The 24,328-nt window shown below is 73.3% G+C and carries 18 protein-coding genes; 7 read left to right on the forward strand and 11 right to left on the reverse strand.

Going from position 1 to position 24,328, the window contains the following annotated elements; translation table 11 throughout:
• Nucleotides 1-46: 46 nt before the first annotated feature.
• Both Q7L73_RS00755 and Q7L73_RS00760 read right to left on the reverse strand, forming a co-directional pair.
• Nucleotides 47-1,969: an ABC transporter ATP-binding protein gene (locus Q7L73_RS00755; protein ID WP_304688157.1), complete on the reverse strand. Its 1,923-nt coding sequence runs from the start codon at nt 1,967-1,969 to the stop codon at nt 47-49.
• On the reverse strand, nt 1,966-3,726 hold the full coding sequence (locus Q7L73_RS00760) for an ABC transporter ATP-binding protein (protein WP_304688159.1): 1,761 nt from the start codon (nt 3,724-3,726) through the stop codon (nt 1,966-1,968). The genes Q7L73_RS00755 and Q7L73_RS00760 overlap by 4 nt, the downstream gene beginning before the upstream one ends.
• A 24-nt stretch (nt 3,727-3,750) precedes the next feature.
• Between Q7L73_RS00760 and Q7L73_RS00765 the strand changes: the two genes are divergently transcribed.
• Nucleotides 3,751-3,951: a hypothetical protein gene (locus Q7L73_RS00765; protein ID WP_304688161.1), complete on the forward strand. Its 201-nt coding sequence runs from the start codon at nt 3,751-3,753 to the stop codon at nt 3,949-3,951.
• 41 nt (nt 3,952-3,992) lie between these two features.
• Here the strand turns inward: Q7L73_RS00765 and Q7L73_RS00770 are convergent, their stop codons facing one another.
• Together Q7L73_RS00770 and Q7L73_RS00775 are read right to left on the reverse strand one after the other, a co-directional pair.
• Nucleotides 3,993-5,279: a trypsin-like serine protease gene (locus Q7L73_RS00770; protein ID WP_304688163.1), complete on the reverse strand. Its 1,287-nt coding sequence runs from the start codon at nt 5,277-5,279 to the stop codon at nt 3,993-3,995.
• A gap of 501 nt (nt 5,280-5,780) precedes the next feature.
• Entirely contained in the window at nt 5,781-7,256 is a 1,476-nt protein-coding gene (locus Q7L73_RS00775; RefSeq protein WP_304688165.1) for an NAD-dependent succinate-semialdehyde dehydrogenase, read from the reverse strand.
• 182 nt (nt 7,257-7,438) lie between these two features.
• Between Q7L73_RS00775 and Q7L73_RS00780 the strand changes: the two genes are divergently transcribed.
• On the forward strand, nt 7,439-8,491 hold the full coding sequence (locus Q7L73_RS00780) for a hypothetical protein (protein WP_304688167.1): 1,053 nt from the start codon (nt 7,439-7,441) through the stop codon (nt 8,489-8,491).
• Nucleotides 8,492-8,522: 31 nt separating this feature from the next.
• Here Q7L73_RS00780 and lon read toward each other — a convergent pair whose 3' ends face one another.
• Nucleotides 8,523-10,808 (reverse strand): endopeptidase La, encoded by a 2,286-nt coding sequence (gene lon, locus Q7L73_RS00785; protein WP_304688169.1) that lies wholly within the window; start codon nt 10,806-10,808, stop codon nt 8,523-8,525.
• Between the two features lie 167 nt (nt 10,809-10,975).
• On the opposite strand from lon, the gene Q7L73_RS00790 reads away from it, so the two are divergent.
• On the forward strand, nt 10,976-11,362 hold the full coding sequence (locus tag Q7L73_RS00790; protein ID WP_304688171.1) for a hypothetical protein: 387 nt from the start codon (nt 10,976-10,978) through the stop codon (nt 11,360-11,362).
• A complete protein-coding gene (locus Q7L73_RS00795; RefSeq protein WP_304688173.1) occupies nt 11,359-12,549 on the forward strand; it encodes an amidohydrolase family protein in 1,191 nt (396 codons plus the stop codon). The genes Q7L73_RS00790 and Q7L73_RS00795 overlap by 4 nt, the downstream gene beginning before the upstream one ends.
• 410 nt (nt 12,550-12,959) lie before the next feature.
• Here the strand turns inward: Q7L73_RS00795 and Q7L73_RS00800 are convergent, their stop codons facing one another.
• Both Q7L73_RS00800 and Q7L73_RS00805 read right to left on the reverse strand, forming a co-directional pair.
• Nucleotides 12,960-13,817, reverse strand: a complete 858-nt coding sequence (locus tag Q7L73_RS00800) for an SGNH/GDSL hydrolase family protein (protein WP_304688175.1) — start codon at nt 13,815-13,817, stop codon at nt 12,960-12,962.
• Nucleotides 13,818-13,902: 85 nt separating this feature from the next.
• Nucleotides 13,903-14,433: a MarR family winged helix-turn-helix transcriptional regulator gene (locus Q7L73_RS00805; protein ID WP_304688178.1), complete on the reverse strand. Its 531-nt coding sequence runs from the start codon at nt 14,431-14,433 to the stop codon at nt 13,903-13,905.
• Nucleotides 14,434-14,532: 99 nt separating this feature from the next.
• On the opposite strand from Q7L73_RS00805, the gene Q7L73_RS00810 reads away from it, so the two are divergent.
• A complete protein-coding gene (locus Q7L73_RS00810; protein WP_304688179.1) occupies nt 14,533-15,078 on the forward strand; it encodes a YceI family protein in 546 nt (181 codons plus the stop codon).
• Here Q7L73_RS00810 and Q7L73_RS00815 read toward each other — a convergent pair.
• Entirely contained in the window at nt 15,068-17,068 is a 2,001-nt protein-coding gene (locus Q7L73_RS00815) for a diguanylate cyclase (protein ID WP_304688181.1), read from the reverse strand. The genes Q7L73_RS00810 and Q7L73_RS00815 overlap by 11 nt on opposite strands.
• 162 nt (nt 17,069-17,230) lie before the next feature.
• Between Q7L73_RS00815 and Q7L73_RS00820 the strand changes: the two genes are divergently transcribed.
• Entirely contained in the window at nt 17,231-18,427 is a 1,197-nt protein-coding gene (locus Q7L73_RS00820) for an MFS transporter (protein ID WP_304688183.1), read from the forward strand.
• Between the two features lie 114 nt (nt 18,428-18,541).
• Here Q7L73_RS00820 and Q7L73_RS00825 read toward each other — a convergent pair whose 3' ends face one another.
• A complete protein-coding gene (locus Q7L73_RS00825; RefSeq protein ID WP_304688185.1) occupies nt 18,542-18,877 on the reverse strand; it encodes a DUF3817 domain-containing protein in 336 nt (111 codons plus the stop codon).
• A 56-nt stretch (nt 18,878-18,933) separates the two neighbouring features.
• Between Q7L73_RS00825 and Q7L73_RS00830 the strand changes: the two genes are divergently transcribed.
• The gene (locus Q7L73_RS00830) at nt 18,934-19,740 is read left to right on the forward strand and encodes a methyltransferase domain-containing protein (RefSeq protein WP_304688187.1); all 807 of its coding nucleotides are present in this window, start codon (nt 18,934-18,936) and stop codon (nt 19,738-19,740) included.
• Nucleotides 19,741-19,792: 52 nt separating this feature from the next.
• On the opposite strand, the gene Q7L73_RS00835 is transcribed toward Q7L73_RS00830, so the two are convergent.
• Together Q7L73_RS00835 and Q7L73_RS00840 are read right to left on the reverse strand one after the other, a co-directional pair.
• Nucleotides 19,793-22,426 carry a VWA domain-containing protein gene (locus Q7L73_RS00835; RefSeq protein ID WP_304688189.1) on the reverse strand — a complete coding sequence of 878 codons (2,634 nt, stop codon included), beginning with the start codon at nt 22,424-22,426 and terminating at the stop codon, nt 19,793-19,795.
• Nucleotides 22,423-24,327: a VWA domain-containing protein gene (locus tag Q7L73_RS00840; RefSeq protein WP_304715470.1), complete on the reverse strand. Its 1,905-nt coding sequence runs from the start codon at nt 24,325-24,327 to the stop codon at nt 22,423-22,425. Before Q7L73_RS00840 ends, Q7L73_RS00835 begins: the two co-directional genes overlap by 4 nt.
• Nucleotide 24,328: the final 1 nt, after the last annotated feature.

Consider the following 24,328-nt stretch of genomic DNA (forward strand, 5'->3'; position numbering starts at 1 on the left):
CTCTCCTCTGCTCGCTTGCAGAGTGGCTGCCCACTCGGGCCGCTTCTCACGCTGCTTGTGACGCCCAGTCGCGGTAGAGCGTCCAGTAGCGGCCCTCGGCCGCGAGCAGCTCGTCGTGCGTGCCGCGCTCGACGATCCTGCCGTGCTCCAGCACGACGATCAGGCCGGCGTGCTGGATCGTCGAGAGGCGGTGGGCGATCACGACCGCCGTGCGGCCCGCCAGCAGCCGCCGCATCCCCTGCTCGATCCGCGTCTCGGTGTGGATGTCGACGTTCGAGGTCGCCTCGTCGAGCACGAGGATCCGCGGGTCGGCGATCAGCGCGCGGGCGAACGCGATCAGCTGCCGCTGGCCGGCCGACAGCTGCGCGCCGCGCTCGCCGACCTCGGTGTCGTAGCCGTGCTCGAGCTGCTCGATGAAGACGTCGGCGCCGACCGCGCCGGCGGCCGCCTCGATCTCCTCGTCGCTGGCGCCGGGCCGGCCGAAGGCGATGTTGTCGGCGATCGTGCCGCTGAACAGGAAGCCCTCCTGCGGGACGATCCCGAGCTGCTCGCGCAGCGACTGGGCGGTCACGTCGCGGAGGTCGTGGCCGTCGATCCGGATCGCGCCGGCGGTCGGGTCGTAGAAGCGCGCGACGAGCTTCGCGAAGGTCGACTTGCCGGCGCCGGTCTCGCCGACGAGCGCGACCGTCTGACCCGGCGGCACGCGCAGGTCGATCCCCTCCAGCGCCCACGCGCCGTCGTCTTCTCTGCCGCCGTATCTGAAGGCGACGTCGTCGAACACCAGCTCGCCTCTGATCGGCGGCAGGTCGGGCGCGCCGGGCTTGTCGCGCAGCTCCGGCTCCTCGTCGAGCAGCTCGAAGATCTTGTCGAGCGCGGCCATGCCGGACTGGTAGGTGGTGTAGAGCTGCGACAGCTGCTGGATCGGGTCGAAGAAGTTGTTGAGCGCGGCGACGAAGCCGAAGACGACGCCGGTCGAGGTGTTGCCGTTGATCACCTCGATGCCGCCGATCACGAGGATCGTCGTCGTCACCAGCGCCGACAGCAGCTCGACCGCGGGGAAGTAGGCGGCGTTGAGGTAGACCGTCGTCATGTTCGCCTGGCGGTTGGCCTCGTTCAGCTCCGCGAAACGGTCGAGGTGGCGGCGCTCCTGCCCGAAGCTGCGCACGATCCGGATCCCCGACAGCGTCTCCTGCAGGTAGCCGGTGATCGCCGCGATCCGTTCGCGCGTGCGGCGGAAGGCGTCGGCGGAGGCGATCCGGAAGGCGAGCGCGGCGAGCGCCAGCAGGGGGATCGAGAGGAAGGTCCAGAGCGCCAGCTCGGCGTCGAAGATCAGCAGCGTGACGATCACGCCGAGCAGCATCAGCGTCGACTGGAAGAGCGTCGTGACGCCGTCGGTGACGAGCTGGTCGAGCGCCTGCACGTCGTTGGTCAGGCGCGAGATCACGACGCCGGCGCGGTTGCGCGAGTAGAAGCCGAGCGACAGCGACTGGAGGTGCTGGAACAGCTGGATCCGCAAGTCCTGCAGCGCGCGCTGGCCGACCCAGCCGGTCATGTACGTCTGCAGGTAGGTCGCGCCCCAGTAGACGAGCGCGGAGACGACGAAGGCGACGACGATCAGGTCGAGCTGGCCGACGTCTCTGTTCTTGATCCCGTCGTCGATCGCCAGCTTCGCCAGCGGGGCCGGCGCGAGTGCGGCCGCCGTCGCGGCGATCAGCGCCGCGAACATCAGGATCACGCGGCCGCGGTAGGGGCGCAGCAGCACCAGCAGGCCGCGCAGGCGTCTGCCGCGGCCCGAGGTCTGGCGCAGGCGGCGGCGCAGGTCGGCGAGGCGGGCGGCCTCGCTGCCGGCGGTCGTCTCGGCGCCGATCGCGCCGGTCGCCAGCGCGGAGGCGCCCTCGGCGTAGCGGCGCTCGTCGGTCGCTCTGGACGCGGCGCGGTCGCTGCCGTCGCGTGGCGGCGTCGCGCTCACAGGCCCGCCACCTCGCGCTGCTCGTCGTGGCGTATCCGGTTCGGCAGGCCCTTCGCCGCGACCTCGGCGTAGAAGTCGTCGCTGTCGAGCAGCTGCTCGTGCGTGCCGCGCGCGGCGATCCGGCCGTGGTCGAGCACGACGATCTCGTCGGCGAGCGCGATCGTCGAGAGGCGGTGGGCGATCACGAACGTCGTGCGGCCCTCCATCACCTCCGCCAGCGCCTGCTTGATCTCCTGCTCGGTCGAGGCGTCGACCGCCGAGGTCGCGTCGTCGAGCACGAGGATGCGCGGGTTGGCGAGCAGCGCGCGGGCGATCGCGATCCGCTGCCGCTGGCCGCCGGAGAGCGTCAGGCCGCGCTCGCCGATCATCGTGTCGTAGCTCTGCGGCAGCGCGCCGACGAACTCGGCCGCCTGCGCGCGCCGCGCCGCCGTCTCGACCTCCTCGCGGGTCGCGTCGGGGCGGGCGTAGGCGATGTTGTCGTGGACGGTCGCGGAGAACAGGAACGGGTCGTCGGTGACGACGGCGATCTCGCGCCGCAGCTTGCCCGGGTCGAGATCGCGCACGTCGGCGCCGTCGATCAGGACCGCGCCGGTCGTGACGTCGTAGAGGCGGGGCAGGAGCGAGACGAGCGCGGTCTTGCCGGAGCCGGTCGGGCCGACGAGCGCGATCGTCGAGCCGGCCTCGACGGTCAGGTCGATCTCGCTCAGCGCCGGCTGCGTGCTGCCCTCGAAGGTGAGCGACACGTCGCGCAGCTCGACGCGGCCGCTGCCCTGCGGCAGCGCCGGCACGTCGTTGCGGATCGCCATCGCCGGCGCGCGGTCCAGCAGCTGGAAGATGCGCGCACCGGAGGCGGTCGCGCGCTGGGCGCTGCCGAGCATGTAGCCGAGCATCCGCATCGGCGAGATCAGCATCAGCAGGTAGGCGTAGAAGGCGGTGAACTCGCCGACCGTCAGCGTCCCGTCGATCACCTCGCGACCGCCGACGAAGAGGATCGCGGCGAGGCCGAGGTTCGGCAGGAAGCCGATGAACGGCGCGTAGAACGCCTGCAGCCGGGTCGCGACCATCGACTGCTCGAAGACGCGCGCGACGCGATGGTCGAAGCGGGCGAGCTGGCGCGGCTCGCGCGCGAACGCCTTCACGACGCGGACGCCGGAGACGTTCTCCTCGGCCTCCGCCGTCAGCTCGGCGACGCGCTGCTGGACCTCCTGGTTGGCCGGCCGCGAGCGGCGGCCGAAGCGGAACGCGATCGCGACCACGAACGGCACCGGCACGAGCGCGATCGCCGCCAGCTCGGGCCGCAGGATGAACATCGCGATCGCGGCCAGGACGATCGTGAAGAGCGCCTGGCCGATGAAGATCAGGCCGTAGCCGAGGAAGAAGCGGACCGCCTGCAGGTCGACGGTCACGCGCGACATCAGCTGGCCGGTCTGCTGGTGGTCGAAGAAGCCCAGCTCGAGCTTCTGCAGGTGGCCGTAGAGACGCGCGCGCAGGTCGTACTCGACGCCGAGCGAGACGTTGCCGGCGACGAGCCGCCGGCCGACGCTGAAGGCGAGCCGCAGCAGGCCCGCTCCGGCGACCGCGACCGCCAGCCAGATCAGCCGCGATCTGTCGCCGTCGCGCGTCGCGTCGATCGCCTCGCCGGTCAGCCACGGGATCGCGACGGTCGCGACCATCGCCGCGGCGGCGAGCGCGAATGAGACGGTGACGCCCCGTCTGTACGGGGAGAGGAAACCGAGGAGTCGACGGAACGTGGGCAAACTTCAGAAAGTATAGTGGCGTGGATGGGAGCAGCTCCGGCCGTCGGGCTGTGCGTCGCCTGTCGCCACCAGAGAGTGGTCCGCAACACGCGCGGCTCCGTCTTCTCGCTCTGCATGCGCTCGCGCGAGGACCCCGCGTACCCACGCTACCCGCGTCTGCCGGTGCTGACGTGCAAGGGCTTCGAAGAGGGCCGCGGGGAGCATGCCGAGCAGCCTACGAGTTGAAGTGGGCTTGAAGTCAAGCCCACACCCGAATGCGAGGGACGTCAGCGCTTGGCGGACCAGCGCACGGTGCCGCTGTCGCAGCGGCCGGCCGTGCGGTCGCGCCAGCTGACGCGGAGCGTGCCGCGCAGGCCGGCGCCGCTGTTCTTGCCGGCCAGCTTGACGCGGCGGCCGCCGCCGTCGCGGCTGCTGACGGCGAAGGCGCTGCGGCCCGAGCGGGTCGCGATCCGCGGCTGTATGCCGCGTGCGAGCTTGAAGCTGCCGGCGCGGCTGCCGCGGGTGCACTGCGCGCGCCAGGTGAAGTCGGCCGCGGTCACGCGCGCCCCGGCGACGCGCACCGCGAGCGCGCGCCGCTGGCTCGTGCGGCCGCGGTAGCGGGCGGTCGCGACGCCGGCCCGGCGGGTCGCGCTCGCCGGCGCGCCGGAGGTCGCCAGGCCGGCGTCGCCGATCCCGCCGGGGGAGGTCGCGCCGGCGGCGGGCGCGTCGGCGAGCTGCGAGGAGATCCACGGCGCGATCGCGCTGACGCGCGTGAACGCCTGCGGCACGCGCGTGTTGCAGCCGAGGCTGCCCCAGCTCGTGATGCCGAGCTGCACCCAGGCGCCGTCGCCGCGCTGCGTCAGCAGCGGGCCGCCGCTGTCGCCGCGGCAGGTCGAGACGGCGAAGCGGCCGGCGTCGACCGCGCAGAGTGTCACGGCCGCGACGAAGTTGGCGCCCAGCAGCCGCTGGCAGACATCGTCGGCGAGCACGGTCGTCGCCGCCGTGAGCAGGCGTGTCGACGCCTCGGTCGAGGTGCCGGAGGTCGCGCCGAAGCCGGCGAAGGTCGCGGCGGTTCCGGGCGCCGCGAGCGCGGCGTCGCCGCCGTCGGCGAGCGTCACCGGCGCGAGCGCCAGCGGGGAGGAGAGGCGGATCACGGCGGCGTCGGAGCTGAGCGCGCCGGGGTCGTAGTCGGGATGGACGGCGATCCGCGCCGCGCCGACCTCTGTCGCCGCGCCGCTGGTGCGGTCGAGGCTGCCGGCAGTGACGACGATCGCGCTCGTCGGCCGGACCGTGTGCGTCGCCTCGTCGACGACGCAGTGAGCGGCGGTCAGCACGACCGTGGGGGCGATCACGGTCCCGCTGCAGGCCGTCGCCCTCGCGGCGCTCGTCTGGGCGGTGATGAAGACGACCGAGGAGAACACCCCCGCCTGTGCGGTCGTGCCGCCGACGACGCTCGCCTGCGCTCTCGGCCGGCTCGCCGCCTGTGCGGCGCCGCCCAAGAACGGCGTTGCGCTGCCGATCACGAGGAGCGTGAGCAGGGCGAGGAGGAGTGTGGGGCGGAGTGTCCGGTTCATGGGCGACGTTCGGTCGGCGATGACCGGGTACATCGACAGAATGCCGGAAAAACGCTAAATCTTCATCATTCTGGCGCGTTGACCATGGACAAATGGTCGGTTTTTGAGCCAATCGCGTCCGAGCTGGCGCTTTGGCAGTCGAAAAGCGGACAGAAACGCGCAGTGGGAGAGGGGTGAATGGCGTCAGCGAGGGGCGCGGGGGAGTGGGCGCGAGCGAGCGAGCGGCGTCTGCGCGAGGGTCGCGGGCGCCAGCGGGCAGCCGGCGTCTGCGAGAGGGTCGCGGACGCGAGCGGGCAGGCGGCGTCAGCGCGAGACGCGTGGTCAGCGGCGGCCGGCGTAGCGCACGAGGCCGGTAGAGAAGGGCAGCGCGAGCGCGACGACGAGCACGGCGAGAGCGAGTGCTGCGCGAGGCATGTCCGGGCGATCGGCCGCCTCGCCTCACTCTCGACCGGTGCGCCGCCCGCAGGTCAGCGCACCGGAGCGAACCGGTCTGATTTCAGGTCAGTCGAGGTTGATCGCGACGTACTTCGTGTCGAGGTACTCGTCGATCCCCTCGCGACCGCCCTCGCGGCCGAAGCCGGAGTGCTTCACGCCGCCGAACGGCGCGGCCGCGTTGGAGACGATCCCCTGGTTGAGGCCGACCATGCCGGTCTCCAGCCCCTCGACGACCCGCAGCGCGCGCTTGACGTCCTTCGTGAAGACGTAGGCGACGAGCCCGTACTGCGTTCTGTTGGCGGCCGCGACGGCCGCCTCCTCGTCGCCGAACGACAGCACCGGCGCGACCGGGCCGAAGATCTCCTCGCGCAGCAGCTCGGCGTCCTCGGTCACGCCGGCGAGCACGGTCGGCTTGTAGAAGTAGCCGGCGCCGTCGGCGTCCTGGCCTCCGACGACCGCGGTCGCGCCCTTCGCGAGCGCGTCGTCGACGAGGCCGCGGACGGTGTCGCGCTGCTTGCCGTCGACGAGCGGGCCGACCTGGATGCCGTCCTCGGTGCCGCGGCCGACCTTCATCGCGCCGATCCGCTCGGCCAGCTTGGTCGTGAACTCGTCGGCGACCTTGTCGCTGACGTGGAAGCGGTTGGCGGCGGTGCAGGCCTCGCCCATGTTGCGCATCTTCGCCAGCAGCGCGCCCTCGACCGCGTCGTCGATGTCGGCGTCGTCGAAGACGAGGAAGGGCGCATTGCCCCCCAGCTCCATCGAGACGCGCAGCAGCTGCTCGGAGGCCTGCTGCATCAGCTTCTGGCCGACCGGGGTCGAGCCGGTGAAGGAGAGCTTGCGGGCGCGCGGGTCGCTGATCAGCGGCGCCATCAGCGAGCCCGACGATCTCGACGTGACGACGTTGAGGACGCCCTTCGGCAGGCCGGCCTCCTCGAGGATCTGCGCGAGCGCGAGCATCGACAGCGGCGTCTGCTGCGCCGGCTTGACGACCATCGTGCAGCCGGCCGCGATCGCGGGGCCGATCTTGCGCGTGCCCATCGCGAGCGGGAAGTTCCACGGCGTGATGAAGAGGCAGGGGCCGACCGGCTGCTTCATCGTCAGCATCCGGCCTCTGCCGTTGGGCGCGGTCCCGTAGCGCCCCTCGATCCGCACCGCCTCCTCCGAGAACCAGCGGAAGAACTCGTTCGCGTACGTGATCTCGGCCTTCGACTCGGAGATCGGCTTGCCCATCTCCAGCGTCATCAGCAGCGCCAGCTCGTCGGTGCGCGCAGCGATCAGCTCGAACGCGCGGCGGAGGATCTCGCCGCGCTCGCGCGGGGGATGGGCGGCCCACGACTTCTGCGTCTCGTGCGCGGCGGTCAGCGCCGCGAGCGCGTCCTCGGGCGTGCCGTCGGCGATCTCGGTCAGCGTCTGCGTCGTCGACGGGTCCTCGACGCCGAGCGTGCCGCCCCCGCTCGCGTCACGCCACTCGCCGCCGATGAACAGGCCCTTCGGGACGCGCTCGAGGACGGCCTGCTCCTGCGTGGGGGTGATCGTGCTCATCCGGTCTGCTCTCTCCGCGGTTGTCCGACAAAAAGGGTCTCAGCGTGGAAAGTACCGCTGAACGGCCTGACGAAACGTCCAGCCTCCCCGTCCTCCCGTGCTCCATCGCGGAGCAGGCGCAACCATCCGTAAACAGCCTTTCAACAATTGACGCGAAATCGTTCAGCGATGATCGCTGAACGATGAGAATTGCCGCCGTCGCCGACTTCTCGATAGCCAACAGCAATTATCGTGCGCGCCCGCTTGCCGATCTCAAGCAGCGCGGGCACTCGGTCTCGTTGATCCACATCGACAACTTCGACTTCCGCCCGCTGCTGGAGTACGACGTCGTCTACTTCTATCGCGTCCGCGACCAGATAGCGCGCCAGGCGATGCAGGAGGTGCGCGACGCGGGGATCGGCGTCGTCTGGGACGACGACGACAACCACTCGCTCGTGCTGGCGCACGATCCGCGCGAGGCGCGCAAGGTGACGCGCGGAGCTGGCAAAGGCTCCGGTGACCGCCATCGCGACGTCTCGCGCGCGCTCAAGCTGGCCGACGTGGTCACGACGACGAGCGCCCCGATCGCCGCCTACTTCGAGCAGGCCGGAGCCGAGCGCGTCGAGGTGATCGAGAACTACCTGCCGCCGCTCTACACGGCGGCGGTGCCTGCGATCGGGCTCGGCGTCGTCGTGGTCGGCTGGGTCGGCGGTTCCGAGCACCAGGCTGACGTCGAGCGGCTCGGGCTCGCCGGCGTGGCGACGCGCCTGCTCGACCGTCATCCGCGCATCTACTTCACGACGGTCGGCGTCGATCTCGGCATCAGATCCGACCGCTACGAGTACGAGCGCCATGTCAGATACGACCTGCTCGGCAACTACGTCGCCGACTTCGACATCGGCTTGGCGCCGCTCACGGACTCCGCCTTCAACCGCGCGCGCTCGGACGTGAAGGTCAAGGAATACGCCTACGCGCGGGTGCCGTGGCTCGCCTCGCCGGTCGGTCCGTATCTCGGGCTCGGCGAGCGCGAGGGTGGGCGGCTGGTGCCCGACGACGGCTGGGAGCAGGCGATCGAGGAGCTGTTCCTCGACGAGTACCGCCGCAGAGTGCTGGCGCTGCGGGGTCGTCGCTGGGCCGAGACGAAGACGGCGCTCAGCAACCTCCACGTCTGGGAAGCGGTGATCCTCGAGGCGGCCGAGCGGGCGAGAGCGCGCAAGGCGGCAGCCAGCGGCACGGCAGCGGCGCCGGCCCGCTAGGCCGGCGCCGCCTCTCCCCACGAGAGCCTGCTCAGGCGGTGGCGCCGGCGCGGGCCGGCTCCAGCGCGACGGCGAGCACTTCGTCGACGGTCATCGCGAAGTGGAACGTCATCTGCTCGCGCACGTCGGCGGGGACGTCGTCGAGGTCGCCGCGGTTGCGCTCGGGCAGGATCACGTCGGTCAGGCCGGCGGCGTGGGCCGCCAGGACCTTCTGCTTGACGCCGCCGATCGGCAGCACGCGGCCCTGCAGCGTCACCTCGCCGGTCATGCCGACGGTGTGCTTGACCGCCCGGCCGGTCAGCAGCGAGGTGAACGCGGTCACCATCGTCACGCCGGCGGAGGGGCCGTCCTTCGGGATCGCGCCGGCCGGCACGTGGACGTGGAACTCGCCGTGCTCGTCGAAGAGGTGCTCGTCGACGCCCAGCTCGCCCGCGTGGCCGCGGACGTAGGAGAGCGCGATCCGCGCCGACTCCTTCATCACGTCGCCCAGCTGGCCGGTCAGCACGAGGCCGCTTCTGCCGGGCATTCTGACCGCCTCGACGAACAGCACGTCGCCGCCGGTCCCGGTCACCGCCAGGCCGGTCGCGACGCCCGGCACCGCGGTGCGGATCGCCGCCTCCTGGAAGAACTTCTGGCGGCCGAGCGCGTCGCGGACGGCGTCGAGGTCGATCGTCACGGGCGCCTGCGCCTTGCCGCTGGCGATCCGCGTCGCGGTCTTGCGCAGCACCGTCCCGAGCGTGCGCTCGAGCTGGCGGACGCCGGCCTCGCGCGTGTACTCGGTCGCGAGCTGCTCCAGCAGCGCGTCGGATATCTCGACCTCGTCCTCACGCAGGCCGTTGCGCTCCAGCTGCCGCTTCCACAGGTAGCCGCGGGCGATCGCCGTCTTCTCGGCGGTCGTGTAGCCGTCGAAGCGGATCACCTCCATGCGGTCCAGCAGCGGGCCCGGGATCGAGTCGGCGACGTTCGCCGTCGCCAGGAACAGCACGCCGGAGAGGTCCAGCTCGAGGTCGAGGTAGTGGTCGCGGAAGGAGTGGTTCTGCGCCGGGTCGAGCACCTCCAGCAGCGCCGCCGAGGGATCGCCGCGCCAGTCGGCGCCGACCTTGTCGACCTCGTCGAGCATGATCACCGGGTTCATCGTGCCGGCGTCCCGCAGGGCGCGCACGAGGCGGCCCGGGAGCGCGCCGATGTAGGTCCGGCGGTGGCCGCGGATCTCGGCCTCGTCGCGGACGCCGCCGAGCGACATGCGCACGAACTCGCGCCCGGTCGCCTTCGCGATCGACTCGCCGATCGAGGTCTTGCCGGTGCCGGGGGGACCGATCAGCGTCAGGATGGCCCCAGAGCGCTTGTCCTCTCTGATGCCGCGCTCCTGCCGCAGCTTGCGCACGGCGAGGTACTCGGTGATCCGCTCCTTGACGTCGTCGAGGCCGGCGTGGTCGGCGTCGAGCGTCTCGCGGGCCGCGACCGGGTCGAGCTTCTCGTCGGACGTTCTGTTCCACGGGATCGCGACGAGCCAGTCGAGGTAGGTGCGGATCGTGCCGGCCTCGGCCGACTGCTCGCCGAGCCGCTCCAGCCGGCCCAGCTCCTTGTCCGCCTGCTCGCGCGCGTGCTCGGGCATGCCGGCCGCCTCGATCTTGGAGCGGTACTCCTCGATCACGTTGGCGTCGTCCTCGCCGAGCTCCTTGCGGATCGACTCCATCTGTCTGCGCAGGAAGTACTCGCGCTGCTGTCTCTCGGCGCCGTTCTGGACGTCGTCGCGGATGCGCGTGCGCACCTGCAGCTCGGCGAGCCGCTCCTTCTGCGTGGTGAGCGCCAGCTCCAGCCGCTCGGTGACGTCGAGCTGCTCCAGCAGCTCGACCTTCTGCGCGAAGGTCAGGTCGGGGGAGTAGCCGGCGGTGTCGGCGAGCGTGCCGGGCTCGCTGATCGCGCGCACGAACGCCTGGATGCGACCGTCGTCGCCGCGCAGCTCCAGCAGCTCCTCCACGACGGCGCGGTACTCGCGCTCGAGGTGGCGGGTGCGGCCGTCGATCGGCTCCGGGTCGGGGCGCTCGTCGACCTCGACGTAGAGCTTGCCGTCGGGGGCGGTGTGGGCGGCGCCGGCGACGCCGCGGTAGAGGCCGTTGAGGGTCACGGCACGCGCGCCGCCGGGCAGGCGGACGTGCTCGACGACGTCGGCGACCGTGCCGACGCTCGCGAACGCGTGCTCGTGCTTGGGAACGAGCAGAACGCGCTCCTCGTCGCCGACGTCGACGGCGAGGGACAGCGTCATGTTGGGGAAGACGACCGCGTCTTCCAGTGGGACGAGCAAGAGTCGGCTCATGTCGCTGCGTCACTTCCTGTCGAAGGACTTACCATGCGTAAGCGAGTATAGCCCCTGTCACGTGATGTGAGTCAAGCCCCCTCAAGTTTTGCACGGCGACCCGTGTGGGGGAGAGTTTTCGGAAGCGTTGATTGCGGCGCTTCCGATCTGGAAAGATCAGGAACACGATGAGCGACCACGAGCAGCCCCAGATCCCCGAGCGGCCGGACGACTCCGGCGAGCCGCACGACGTGCTCGCCGCCGAGGAGTTCCCCGGCCCGTCGCCCGAGGCGGCGATCCACGAGCAGGGCCCGATCGAGCTGCCGCCGGAGCCCGACGGCGCCGCCGAGCCCCACGACGTGCTCGCGGCCGAGGAGTTCGCGATGCCGGCGCCGCGCCATCACGGCGACACGAGCGTCCAGCTGGCCGCGCCGACGACGAGCGGTCCCTCGCGCGCGCCGCTGCTGGCCGGCCTCGCCGCCTTCGCCGCCGGCGCGCTCGCCTTCTCGCTCAAGCGCCGCGCCCGCAGGCGCTCCAAGCTCGCGCAGCTGCGCGACCGGCTCCCCGGCTCGTGAGCGGTCCCGACGGCGGCGCGCGCCCCGACCTGAACGTCGCGCCGCAGCTCGTCGACTGGTGGCGCGCCGCCCGCGGCGAGCTGAACGGCGGCGACGCGGCCGCCGTCCACGTCGTCGACGCGCACACGCACATCGGCGAGCACGACCCCGACACGATGCGCTGCTCGGCCGCCGAGCTGATCGCGCACCTCGAGCAGTCGGAGGCCGACGGCGTCGTCTTCCCGCTGAGAGAGCCGGACGGCTACCCGCACTACAACGACCTCGCGATCGCCGCCGCGGCCGAGTCGGGCGGCCGCCTGACCGCGCTCGGCCGCGTCGACCCGGCCAGATCGCCGGCGCAGGAGGCGCGGCGCGTGCTCGACGCCGGCGCCCGTGGCCTCAAGCTGCACCCGCGCGGTGAGGAGTTCCAGCTCGACGACGCGCGCCTGGAGGAGACCTGGGCGATCGCGCACGAGCGGCAGGTGCCGGTGATAGTCCACGCCGGCCGCGGGATCCCGTCGCTCGGCGCGCACGCCGTCCAGGTCGCGACCCGCTACCCGGGCGTGCGGCTGATCCTCGCGCACGCGGGCATCAGCGACCTCTCCTGGATCGGCCGGCAGGCGCAGGAGCTGCCGAACCTCTACTTCGACACCTCGTGGTGGTCGCCGGCCGACCTGCTGACGCTGTTCGCGACCGTCCCGGCCGGGCAGATCCTGTTCGCCAGCGACGCGCCCTACGGCCGCACCTCGACGACGGCGCTCGGGATGGTCCGCCTCGCCCGCCAGGCCGGGCTCGACGACGCCCGCATCCGGCTCGTGATGGGCGAGCAGATGCAGCGCCTGCTCGACGGTGAGGAGCCGCTCGACGGCGGCCAGCCCTCGGGCGTGACGAAGATCGCGGTCGACGTGCTGCTGGATCGCGTGAGCGGATACATCTCCGCGGCGTTCGGCCAGCTGACGGCCGGCGCGCAGAACCCGGAGATGCTGAGCCTCGCGCGGCTCTCCTGCGCCGTCCCGGCCGACTCCGAGCAGGCGGCCCACTGCCGCGTGATCGTCGAGCTGCTGGACGAGTACGACCGCGTCGTCGCAGCCGCCGCGGAGCACGAGCGCGCCGGGATGATGCCGCCCGGCGTCTACCTGCTCGGGCTGGCGGGCTGGATCGCGCGCACGCCCGACGTGCCGGTGCCGGAGACGCTCGGGCTGAGCTGAGGAAAGGCTCTGCCCGGCGCTCCAGCCGTCCCGGCCGAGGGTGCGCGGGACGCCAGGAGCGCCGGGTGAGCTTCGAGGGACCGCGGACTGCTTGGGTCGCGGCTACTCGGCGCGCGCGCCCTGCGGCCGAGGGCGCGGCGCGGCCACCGGCGCGGCTGCCGTCTCGCGCGCAGCGGGAGCGACACGCTCCATGCTCCAGCGCGAGGCCGACGAGCCGTGATCACGGTGACGCACGATCACGTAGCGGCGGATGGGTGAAGTGGTCTGCATGGACAGCATGATGCGCTCGTGAGGGGAAAGTTCCCTGGGCCAGGCGTCCAAGCTTCCTGAGACGCGCTTGCTCCCGATGGCGCATCAGGCGGCGGCCTCCTGGCCGAGGCCGCCGCGAAAGCGCTGCTCAGAGACCGGTTCTAGTACCCCGCTCTGACGATCGCCGCGAGCACGACGGCGCCCGTGTTGGCCATCCCGTTCTGGTTCGGGTGGACCGGCGCCGCGGTGTTGACGGGGACGATTCCCTCGACCCACTTGACGCTCGCGCTCTTGCAGAAGTCGTGGCCGACGCTGGAGCTCGCCGTGTCGACGTAGATGTCGCCGCGGGAGGCGGCGGAGGCGGCCAGCATCGCGTTCAGCTGCGCGACCTTCGTGCGCAGGTACGAGGTGTCGGTCGGCAAGACGGGCACGGTCGGCCAGCAGCCGTTGCCGGTCGCCGGCAGCACCGTCGGGTAGCCGACGACGAACACCTTCGCGCTCGGCGCGCGCGCCGCGATCCCGTCGAGCACGGCGTCGACCTTCGGCCGCGCCGCCGCGATTCTGTTCGCGATCAGGTCGGTCGACCCTATGACGTAGTCGTCCTTGCAGGGGTCGAAGGGATTCAGTCTGGCGCAGTTCTGGACGATCGAGCTGAAGCCTATGTCGTTGCCGCCGATGCCGAGCGTGACGACGCGCGTGTCGGTCGTGAGGCTGTTGAACTGCGGCGGGTTGGGCCCCGGCGTGACGCCCTGGCTGTTGGCCATGTCGTCGGTCGTCGCGCCCGAGCAGCTCGGATCGCGGAAGGTCGCGATGTCGGTCAGCCCAGGTCGCACGACGTGCGGGTAGTTGCGGTCCGAGCGCAGGCAGCCGAGCGGCGACAGGCTCTGGTTCGGGATCAGCGGCCCGGCGGTGTACGAGTCGCCGAGCGAGACGTAGGCGCCGCTGGCCGCGAACGACGGCGCGGACGCGGCCAGGACGACGAGCGCTGCGGCGAGCAGCGCGGACAGGCGTGACGGCATTGCATCTCTCCCCATGACGGATACGGAATCCGGCCCCGCGTCCATCAGACTGGAAAGTCGACGGGCTGTCAACCGCGGTGTCTGGCTACGCGGCCAGACGGCCGAACTGCTCGGCCAGCACGCGCAGCTCGTCCTGCGAGAAGAGCGTCAGGAAGCGCCGGCGCACGCCCGCGAGGTGGGTCGCGGAGGCGGCGTGGACGAGCGCGCGGCCGTCCTCGGTGAGGCTCGCCTCGGTGCCGCGCGCGTCGTCGGGGCAGGGGCGCCGCTCGACGAGGCCGAGCCGCTCCAGCCGCTCGACCAGCCGCGTGAGGCCCGAGCGCGTCAGCCGCACCGGCTTGGCGAGGTCGTGCATGCGCAGGCTGCCGCCGTCGGCCTTCTCGAGCGCGAGCAGCGCGAAGTAGTCGCTGAAGGAGAGGCCGTGGGCGGTCTGCAGCTCGTGTTCCAGCTCGACCTGGATCTCCGCGTGCGCCTGCAGGAAGCCGTGCCAGGCGCCGCTCTCGTGGTCGGAGAGCCGCTGCCAGTCGCTCGCGCCGCAGACGGACCCCTCGGCCTCTTCCAGCGACCCGAGGTCTGCCGGCAGCGGCAGCGGGGTGGTGGGTGAGGGGGTGAGTGCCATGTGAAGCAGGATAACAGTTGCGTGCACAATCACTTGTGATACGTTGTTGATCACGCAATCAGTTCGACCCCGTCACTGAAGCAAGGAAGGAACCATCACATGTCCGCCACCGCTCTCTCCGTCCCCACCGGCACGTGGAACGTCGACCCTTCTCACTCGGAGGTCGGCTTCCAGGTCAAGCACATGGGCATCGCCACCGTGAAGGGCAAGTTCAAGGAGTTCCAGGGCAGCCTCACGATCGGCGAGGACGGCACGGCGACCGCGACCGGCACCGTTCAGGTCGCCTCCGTCGACACGAACGAGGCGCAGCGTGACGAGCACCTCCGCTCGCCCGACTTCTTCGACGCCGCCACGCACGAGCAGATCGCCTTCACGTCGACCTCGATCGAGGCCGTCGACGAGGAGACCTTCAAGATCCACGGCGACATCACGATCCACGGCATCACGAAGCCGATAACGCTGGAGGCCGTGCTCGAGGGCTCCGACGTCGACCCGTGGGGCAACACCCGCGTCGGCCTCACCGTCACCGGTCAGATCAACCGCAGCGACTTCGAGATGAAGTTCAACCAGGCGCTCGGCTCCGGCAACATGCTCGTCAGCGACAAGGTCAAGCTCGCGCTCGACATCTCCGCCGTCAAGGCGTAGTCAGCACCTCTGGCCTGGTGGAGGCGATCGTCGCGACGAACGCCTCCACCACGCGCGGGTCGAACTGCGACCCCGCGCACCGCTTCAGCTCTGCGAGCGCGTCGAGATGCGGCAGCGAGCCCTGGTACGGCCGCTCGCTGACCATCGCGTCGTAGGCGTCGCAGACCGCGACGATCCGCGCGCCGAGCGGGATCTGCTCGCCGCGCAGCCTGTCGGGATAGCCGCCGCCGTCCCAGCGCTCGTGGCTTGAGCGGACGATCGCCGCGACCGGCCGCATCGCCGCCGCCGCGCCGAGGATCCGGTCGCCGATCACCGTGTGCTCGTGCATCAGCCTCCACTCGCCCGCGTCGAGCGGGCCGGGCTTGTGCAGGATCGCGTCAGGGATCGCGATCTTGCCGATGTCGTGCAGCTCCGCCGCGCGCGCGACCTCGTCGACCTGCTCGGCCGTCAGCCCCAGCCGCCTGGCGACGCCGACCACCAGCGCCGCGACGCCCTCCAGATGCTCGTGCAGGTCGGGCTCGCGCTCGCGCAGCACCTGCAGCAGCACGTCGCAGGTCTGGCGCCGGCTCGACTGGCGCGAATCGTCCTTGGCCGCGTACATGCGCTGGTCGGCGAGCTGCAGCGCGTGGGTCGCCGAGTCGGCCTCGCCGGGGATCTCGACCAGGCCGCAGGAGGCGCCGACGTCGAAGCCCTCGCCCTGCTCGCGCAGCGCCTCGGCCGCCGCCTGCACGATCGGCGCGTCGGTCGTCGCGGCCTCGTCGAGCAGGATGCAGAACTCGTCGCCGCCGAGCCGGTAGGCGCGGCCGTGGCCGTCGATCGCCTGCGCGAGGCGGGTCGCGAGGCGGTCCAGCAGCATGTCGCCGGCCGCATGGCCGAAGCCGTCGTTGTAGCCCTTGAAGCCGTCGAGGTCGAAGAAGGCGAGCGTCTGCCGGCGGCGCGCGTCGGCGGCGCAGAGGGCGACGGCGCGGTCGAGGTCGGCCATCAGCGCGCGGCGGTTGGGGAGCCCGGTGAGGCCGTCGGTGAGCGCCTCTCTGCGGGTCGTGCGCAGCAGCCGCGTGTACTCGCGGAAGGTCCAGCCGGCGCGACCGGTCGCGACCAGCAGCGCGCTCGTCGCGAGCACGATCGCGGCTGTCGGCAGGTCGTTGAACTGGCCGAAGCAGAGCAGCGCGACCGACAGGCAGGCGAACGCCGACGGGATCGCGAACGCCTGCGAGCCGAAGCTGCTCTCGACCTCGCGCGGGCGCCACGGCTGCCACGCCGCCCAGCCCCACGTGACGAGCGCGAACGGCCACAGCGCCGAGACGATCGAGTCGTCGTCGAAGCTGCCGCGCGCGCTCTGGTACGCGAACAGCATGTCGGCCGAGAAGAAGATCGCTATGCCGACGCCGAGCAGGATCCAGACGCCGCCCGGCCGCCACGCCTGCGTCGCGAAGGCGGTCAGCACGAAGCCGATCAGCAGCAGGTCGGCGAGCGGGAAGCCGAGGTAGAGGGCGGTCTCCGCCGAGCTGACCGACTTCGCCGACAGCACCGGCTCGTACAGGAACGCGAGCGCGTAGGCGCCGACCGCGAGGCCGCCGATCAGGCCGTCGACCCACAGCCGCGCGGCGACGCGGTCGCGGCCGTCGGCCAGCAGCAGCGCCATCCCGGCGAGGCTGAACGGATAGAAGAGGATGTAGCTGAGGTTGGCCGTCCACGGCATGTGGTCCCTCTCGAACGCGATCCCCCAGATCGCGTCGCCGGCCGAATAGATCAGGATCGCGATGCCGATGCAGATCCACGCCGGCCGCCGGTCGCGCACGAGCGCGGCGCGCACGAGGCAGGCGACAGCGCCGCCCAGCTCGAGCGCGAAGTAGACGCCGTCGTCGATCGAGAGGTCCGCCCAGGAGCCGCCGAAGTCGGTCAGCGCCTGCACGAACAGCAGCGCGAGCCCGGCGAGCGTCACGACGGCCAGCAGCTGCCGCAGCGGTGCCCCCGTGATGTTGTGCCGCAAGTCGGTCCTTCCGTGGAAGCTGCCCCTTTGCAAGATCGGCCGGGGCGGGCCGTTGCTTGAAGCGGGCGTCCCGAAGCTGACAGGGCGGCGCTCGCTCGAATCGAGCGTAAGCCGTGCTCGTCAGCGGCGTCGGGCGACCGAGCTGTGCCACTGTGAGCGGCGATGGACACGCAACGCCCGCGTCTGGCGACGGCGGTGATGTTCTTCGTCAGCGGCGCCGTGATCGGCGTCTGGGCGGCGAACGTGCCGTTCGTGCGCGACCGCCTCGACGCCTCCACCACCACGCTCGGCCTCTGCCTGCTGGCGATGGCCGCCGGCTCGGTCCTGACGATGCCGCTCGCCGGGCGCGAGCTGCAGCGGCGGCCGAGCCGGGCGATGACGCGGCTCGGGGCGCTGCTGGTGCCGCCGGCGGCCGTGCTGCCGCTGCTGGCCTCGACGGTCTGGCAGCTGGCGCTGGCGCTGTTCCTGTTCGGCTGTTGCGTCGGGCTGATCGACGTCTCGATGAACGCGCACGGCGTCGCGGTCGAGCGGGCGATGGGGACGGCGGTGATGTCCTCGCTGCACGCCGGCTGGTCATTCGGCGGGCTCGCCGGTGCCGGCGCGACCGCTGTGGGCCACGCGCTCGGCGCCGATCCGCGCGCGACGGCGGCGGTCTTCATGGTCGTGCTGCTCGTGCTGGGGCTGGTGGCGGGGCCGCGGATGGGGGAGATGTCGGCGGCGGACGCTGCCGCGTCGGGCGATCCCGCCGCCGGCGCGCCCGCTTCTGCCGGTGCGCCCGCCGCCGCGGGTGCGGGCGCGGGGGCGCGCGGGCGGGTGCGGCCGTCGCGGGCGGTCGTCGTGATCGGGGCGCTCGTCTTCGCGCTCTTCATGTGCGAGGGCGCGCTGACCGACTGGTCGGCGCTCTACCTCGACCGCGACCTCGGCACGAGCGCCTCGCTGGCGGCGATCGGCTACGGCGCCTTCGCCGGCGGGATGGCGTGCGGGCGGACCTTCGGCGACGCGCTCAAGCGGCGCGTCGGCGGCGTCACGCTGCTGCGCTTCGGCGCGCTGACGGCCTCCGTCGCGGTCGCCGCGATGCTGCTCGTCGGCGCGCCCGGCTTCGCGCTCGTCGCGCTGCTGCTGGCCGGGCTCGGCGCCGCCAACGGCGTGCCGCTGCTGTTCAGCGCCGCCGGGCACGCGCGCGACATGGACGCCGGGCCGGCGATCGCGGCCGTCTCGGCGGCCGGCTACTTCGGGCTGCTGGCCGGGCCGCCGCTGCTCGGCTTCGTCGCCGACGCGACGACGCTGCCGTGGGCGCTGGCGATCGTCGCGCTGCTGACCGCGGTCGTCGCTGCGAACGCGCGGCGCGCGGAGGGGTGAGGCGGCGCCGCTCACGTTCGGCGGGCGGCGGGGCGGGCTGGGCTCGGCCGTTCGCGGTCGGTCGGCCGGCGGCGGGGCGGGGCGGGCCCGGGGGCTCGGGCCCTGCGGGGAGGGTCAGACCTCGGGGTGCTGCTCGGCGAGCTGCTTGCGCAGGATCAGGTCGCCGATGATCGAGCCGGGAGGGCCGGTCGTCACGAGCGTGATCGCCGGGAACCACCAGCCCCAGCGGCCGTCGACGGCGCCCTTGGCGGTGAGGCCGAGGAGGGCGACGAAGCCGATGCCGTGGATCGGGCCGATCGCGCTGACGGCGCTGTCGCTGCGATCGATGAAGGCGACGTAGATCAGCACCAGGAAGAGGATCAGATCGGCGATGCCGACGGCGAGCACGATGTTGAGGAGCTTCTTCGTGCCGGCGATGTCAGGCGCGGTGGTGGCAGAGGCGGGTGGCATGAGCGGAGACGATACCTCCTCTTCAATCTGTTTGTGATCGTGTACAATTGTCAGTTATGACGAACAGAGCGACGTCCTTTACGAGCGCCGTCTTCGAGTCGCACGCCGGCAGCTACGCCGACGCGCTGCGCCAGCGCCTCATCCCGCCGTTCGACGCCTTCTACGGCACGGCCGTCGGCGCGCTGTCCGAGCTCGACACCCCGCCGCGCGCGGTGCTCGACCTCGGCGCCGGCACAGGGCTGCTGTCGGGCTTCGTCCTGCAGGCGTTCCCCGACGCGGCGCTGACGTTGGTCGACGGCGCCCCGGCGATGCTCGACCAGGCGCGCTCGCGGCTCGCTGCGGCGGGCGCAGAGGCCACGTTCGTCATCGGCGACCTGGCCGATCCGCTGCCGGGCGCGGATGCTGCAAAGCGCGGCTCGTCTGTCGCAGATGGCGGCGCGGATGACGCAGATCGCGGCGCGGATGATGCAGACGGCGGCGCGGATGACGCAGATCGCGGCGCGGGTTGGGACGCGATCGTCTCCGCGCTGGCGATCCACCACCTCGACGACGCCGGCAAGGAGGCGCTGTTCGCGCGGATCCTCGCCGCGCTGCGGCCGGGCGGGATCTTCGTCAACGCCGAGCAGGTGCTCGGCCGCACGCCGGCGATCCAGGCCCGCTATCGCGCCTGGCACAGAGCCGAGAGCGCCCGGCTCGGCACGACGGCCGAGGAATGGGCCGCCTCCGAGGAGCGGATGAAGGTCGACCAGTGGGCGACGGTCGCCGACCAGATCGCCTGGCTCGAGCAGGCCGGCTTCGCCGACGCCGACGCGCCGTTCGGCGACCACTGCTTCGCGGTGCTGGTCGCGCGGAAGCCGGGCTGAGGGCGGAGCTGCGGTCGTTCGCTGTCGATAAACGACAGTGATCGACCGGGGTTCAGCGGCGGCGGGATCGCGCCTGGGCCCGGCGCGGGAGGCGCGGGGCGGCGACGGCGGCGATCAGCAGCGCGATCGCGGCGGCGACGAGCCAGCGCCAGGCTGGCGCGCCGGGGTCGGGCGCGAGCGCGGTGTGCGGGTCGGCGGGGTCGAGCAGGCTCCCGCCGCCCGCGCTCGCCAGCTCGCCGAGCTGCGAGGCGTCGGCCGGCTGCGGCGCCAGCTCGGCGGCGTACTGGACGGGGAGGTAGGCGTCGGCGGCCTGGGAGCCGTCGCCGGTGGCGACGGCGTAGACGCCGGGCGCGGGGTGCGCGTCCTCGCCGGAGGCCGCGCCGTCCTCCGCGGAGGACTCGCTGTCTCCCGCGGAGGTCGTGCCGTCCCCGGCGGAGGTCGCGCCGTCTCCCGCGGACGCGGCGCCGGCGGCCGCCAGCGGCGCGGCGTAGCGGCTCGGGGCGACCTGGGGGAGCGTGAGCGTGCGGGTGGAGCCGTCCGGCGCGCGGACCGTTGCGGTCACGGTCGCGAGGTCGAGTGGCTCGCCGCTCGTCGCAAGCGGGTCGACGACGAGCCGGTCGCCGTCGAGCAGCGGCGTCAGCGGCGGCGTCGCGACCGGCTTCGCGCTCCAGCGGGCGGCGTCGGGCAGCAGCCGCGGCGCGGTCGCCGGCCAGTCGCCGGCCCAGGCGCCCGCGCCGGGGGTCCAGACGACGACGCGGCCGAGGCCGGCCTGGCCCTGCGCCAGCAGCGGCGCCGTCACGCCGTTGACGGTCGCGCTCAGCGGGGCGAGCGCGTCGGGGCGCAGTCTCGTCAGGACGGTGCCGCGCACGGGCGGCGGGGTCGCGCCCTGCTGCAGGCTGGCCAGCAGCGGGCTCGCCGCCGTCTCGCGCACCGGCAGCTCGCCGCGCGCCGCGACCGACGGCGCGCTGCGGCGGGCCTCCTGCGCGAACACCTGCGGCAGTCTGCGGGCGTCGGGGACCGCGTGGAAGCGGCCGCCGGCCGATCGCGCGAGTCTGCGCATCAGCTCGGCGTCGGCGTCCTGCCCGAGCGCGACCGTCGAGAGCGTGATTCTGTCGGCACGCATCCGTCTCAGCAGCGGCGCGTAGTCGGCCGGCTCCGAGACGCCGTCGCTGAGCAGCAGCAGGTGCTTGACCGGCGCGGAGCTGCGTTCCAGCTGGGCGACGCCGCGCTCCAGCCCGCGCAGGACGTTCGTGCCGCCGTCCGCGTCGAGCCTGTCGACCAGCTCGCCGATCGCGCCGGCGTTCGCGGTCGTCGTGCGCTGGAGCGGGACGAGGTCGCGCGCGGCGGCGTCGAAGGTGACGATCCCCAGCTCGTTCTCGTCTCTCGCGGTCAGCCGCAGGGCGGAGCGGGCCGCCGCGCGTGCCATCGCGATCTTCGGCTGGTCGCCGCCGGCGAGGTCGTTCATCGAGCTGGAGCGGTCGAGCACGAGCTGCAGCGCCAATCTGCGTCTGCGCACGCCGCCCGGTCTGAGGCTGGCGACCGGCAGCAGCGCGTCGAGCGGGGTGCCGGCCCAGCCGCCGAGCGAGAGGCTGTGCTCGCCGCCGAGCACGAGCAGGCCGAGCCCGTCGTCGCGGACGGCATCTGCGAGCGCCTGCTGCTGGGCGCCGCTGAGCGCTCTCGCCGGCAGGTCGGCGAGCACGACGAGGTCGCTTGCGGCGAGTGTCGCGGCGTTGATGTCCTGCGGCGCGGCGGCGGTCGACGCGATGCCGGCGTTCTGCAGCTGGGTGGGGAGCGCGCCGGCGCTGCCGACGATCAGCGCCCGTGGGGCGGGCGCGATCCGCGTCGTCGCGTAGGCGGTGTCGTTGGCGGGGACGGCGTCGCCGGGCAGGTCGACCGTGAGCCGGTAGGCGTGCCAGCCCTCGGGCGGCGCGTCGTACGTCAGCACGAGCGGGTTGTCGCCGCGTCTGAGCGTGAGCGGCTCGCTGCCGGCGGCGGCGCCGTCGCGTGCGAGCCGGATCGTCGCTCTGCCCGCGACCGTGCTGCGGACCGTCGCCTGGATCGTCAGCGCGTCGCCCGCGCGCAGCGGCGACGGCACGGCGAGACGGGTGACGGCGGCGTCGGGGCGGGCGGTCGCGCCAGGGGCGGCGCCGGCGAGCGGGACGCCGTCCACGTGGACCTTCGCGGCACGCGCTCGTGCGGCCGCCGCGGGCGCGTCGCCGTCGGTGGCAAAGCCGTCGGAGAGCACGATCGCGCGGCCGCCGTCTGGCAGGGCACCGGTCGCGAGCCGGAGCGCGGCGGCGAGGTCGGTGGCGTCGGGTGCGGGGGTGGTGGCGTCGGGCGCGGGGATGGCGGCGTCAGGCGCGGCGGGGGCTCTGTCGGTCGCGTCGGGCGTCGTCGCGCCTGGGCGGCCGGCGGCCGCCGTCGCATCGACGCCCTCGAACTCGGCATCGCCGCCGAACGCGATCACGCGGCACGGTCTGCCGCAGCGGCCTTCGTCGATCGCGGCGCGGACCCACGCCTGCTGGCGGGCGACGGCGGCAGGGTCGCTCGCGACGCTCTCGGAACGGTCGAGCAGCAGCAGCGTCGGCGTCTCGTCGCTTGTGTCGCCGAACGACAGCGCCAGCGCCGCGACGAGCGCGAGCACGGCGGCGAGGCGCAGGATCCCGGCGAGCCGGGAGCGGGTCACGTGGCGACCTCCTCGCGGCGGCGCGACCAGCGCGGGTACGACCACTCGGCCAGCAGCAGGAGCAGACCGGCGGCGACGAGCCACGGCCACCACGCGTGCGGCGGCGCCGGCAGCGGCCCGCCGCCGTCGGAGGCGCGGATCGTCAGCGGTCGCGCGGCGCCGGCGGGCGAGGCGGCGCCGGCGGCGTCCGGCGCGGGCGCGGCGCTGCCGGCGAGACCGTCCGCGTTGGGCGCGGCGCTGCCGCCAGGGGCGCCCGCGTTGAGCGCGTCCGCGGGCGAGGGACCCGCGCCGGGGGCGGCGGGCGTGGCGGCGGCGGGTTGCGCGGCCGCGACGACGTTCGCGAGCAGTGCTGGGAACGCGGCCAGCTGGGGCAGGGTCGAGGCGGCTGGGTCGAACGTCATCAGCGTCGTCTGCGCGGGCCGTTCGCCGGGCTCCGCTCCGGTTGCGAGCAGGGGACCGCCCGGCGCCCAGGCGATCGCGCGCAGCGACTGCGGCAGGACGGTGCCGCGGGCGGCGCCGGCGGCGAGCGCGAGGCCGTCGAGGTCGACGCCGGCCAGCAGCGGGTCGGCTCCGTCCAGGCCGCTGAGGACCGGATCGGCGAGCGGCGCGCCGACGCTCCCGCCGGGCAGCCGCGGCGGCGCGACCAGAAGCAGCGCCTGCGCGTCCGGCAGCCCTCCGTCAGGCAGCCAGCGGTCGAAGACGACGAGGTCGGCGCGCGCGGCGGCGTCCCCTTGGTAGACGCCGGGGGCGACGACACGCAGCGTCACGCCGGGCGTCGCCGCCAGGGCGCGGGCGAGCGCGGCGGTCGCCGGCCGGTCGCTCACGAGCGTGACGTTCGTCGGCACGGCGGCACCGGGGACGGTGACGGTCGCGGCGTCGTCGGCGGCGAGCGCGTCGGCGCGCGTCAACCGCAGCGTGAGCCGTTCGCCGGCTCTCGCCGCGAACGACAGCTCGACCCGCTCCCCGCCCGCGACGGTCAGCTCGCGCGCGGCCGTCTCGCGCCCGTCCCGCTCGATCGCCAGCCGCTCCCGCACCGTGCTCGTGCCGTCGTTGCGGACGGCGGCGAAGACCGTGCAGGCGGGGGCGGGCGAGGCGCCGGGCGCGGGGTCGGGCGCGGCGGGCGAGGCGTCGGCGGGCGCGGCGGGGGCGCAGCGGGCGGAGGCGTCGGTGAGGGCGACGTCGTCGGGTGAGGCCGTGCCGATCGCCACCGCCGCGTACGTGACGCCGTCGGCGCGGACCGGCGGCGGCGTCGTCCCGCGGCTGTGGAAGAGCGTGATCGCCCCGCCGCGCCGATGCAGCTGGCCCGCGGCGAGCGCGAGTGCGGGGCGGAGGTCGGCGCGCGGCGTCGTGGCGGTCGGTGCTCCCGTGTCGGCATCCGCGCGCGCTGCGGCGCCTGTGCCGGACGCCCTCGTGGCGGCGCGCGGACGCACGCCGGCGAGCGCCTCGCGGGCGTCGGCGGGGCTGACGGCGCTGACGAGCAGGCGCGGGGTGGCGGCTGCGAGGACGATCGTCACCGGGGTTGCGGCGGGAAGTCTGGCGAGGCGGGCATCGAGCTGGCGGCGTGCGGCGGTCAGGCGGTCAGGGGCGACGTCGCGCGTTGCCATCGCGGCGGAGTCGTCGAGCACGAAGACTGCCGGCGCCGCGCCGGCCGCAGGCGTGCCGCCACCGCTCGTCGGCCGCGCCAGCGCCGCCACCAGCAGCAGGACGATCAGCACCTGCAGCACCAGCAGCAGCGACGGCACCAGCCGCGCGCGCCGCCGCGCCGGCAGCGTGCCGGCCTGCTCGCGCCAGAGCATGAGGCTGTCGACCTCGAGCTGCCGCCGGCGCCGCCGCAGATGCAGCGCGAGCAGCGGCACGAGCGCCAGCAGCCCCGCCAGCCACCACGGCGCCAGCAGGCTCATC

The organism is Conexibacter sp. CPCC 205762 (assembly GCF_030646155.1).
Classification (GTDB): Bacteria; Actinomycetota; Thermoleophilia; order Solirubrobacterales; family Solirubrobacteraceae; genus Conexibacter.

What these genes read in the sequence shown, in the direction of transcription:
- Q7L73_RS00765 (WP_304688161.1), top strand. Translation starts at nt 3,751, where the DNA reads ATGGGAGCAGCTCCGGCCGTCGGGCTGTGCGTCGCCTGTCGCCACCAG.
- Q7L73_RS00770 (WP_304688163.1), bottom strand. Translation starts at nt 5,279, where the DNA reads ATGAACCGGACACTCCGCCCCACACTCCTCCTCGCCCTGCTCACGCTC.
- Q7L73_RS00775 (WP_304688165.1), bottom strand. Translation starts at nt 7,256, where the DNA reads ATGAGCACGATCACCCCCACGCAGGAGCAGGCCGTCCTCGAGCGCGTC.
- Q7L73_RS00780 (WP_304688167.1), top strand. Translation starts at nt 7,439, where the DNA reads ATGAGAATTGCCGCCGTCGCCGACTTCTCGATAGCCAACAGCAATTAT.
- lon (WP_304688169.1), bottom strand. Translation starts at nt 10,808, where the DNA reads ATGAGCCGACTCTTGCTCGTCCCACTGGAAGACGCGGTCGTCTTCCCC.
- Q7L73_RS00790 (WP_304688171.1), top strand. Translation starts at nt 10,976, where the DNA reads ATGAGCGACCACGAGCAGCCCCAGATCCCCGAGCGGCCGGACGACTCC.
- Q7L73_RS00800 (WP_304688175.1), bottom strand. Translation starts at nt 13,817, where the DNA reads ATGCCGTCACGCCTGTCCGCGCTGCTCGCCGCAGCGCTCGTCGTCCTG.
- Q7L73_RS00805 (WP_304688178.1), bottom strand. Translation starts at nt 14,433, where the DNA reads ATGGCACTCACCCCCTCACCCACCACCCCGCTGCCGCTGCCGGCAGAC.
- Q7L73_RS00810 (WP_304688179.1), top strand. Translation starts at nt 14,533, where the DNA reads ATGTCCGCCACCGCTCTCTCCGTCCCCACCGGCACGTGGAACGTCGAC.
- Q7L73_RS00820 (WP_304688183.1), top strand. Translation starts at nt 17,231, where the DNA reads ATGGACACGCAACGCCCGCGTCTGGCGACGGCGGTGATGTTCTTCGTC.
- Q7L73_RS00825 (WP_304688185.1), bottom strand. Translation starts at nt 18,877, where the DNA reads ATGCCACCCGCCTCTGCCACCACCGCGCCTGACATCGCCGGCACGAAG.
- Q7L73_RS00830 (WP_304688187.1), top strand. Translation starts at nt 18,934, where the DNA reads ATGACGAACAGAGCGACGTCCTTTACGAGCGCCGTCTTCGAGTCGCAC.
- Q7L73_RS00840 (WP_304715470.1), bottom strand. Translation starts at nt 24,327, where the DNA reads ATGAGCCTGCTGGCGCCGTGGTGGCTGGCGGGGCTGCTGGCGCTCGTG.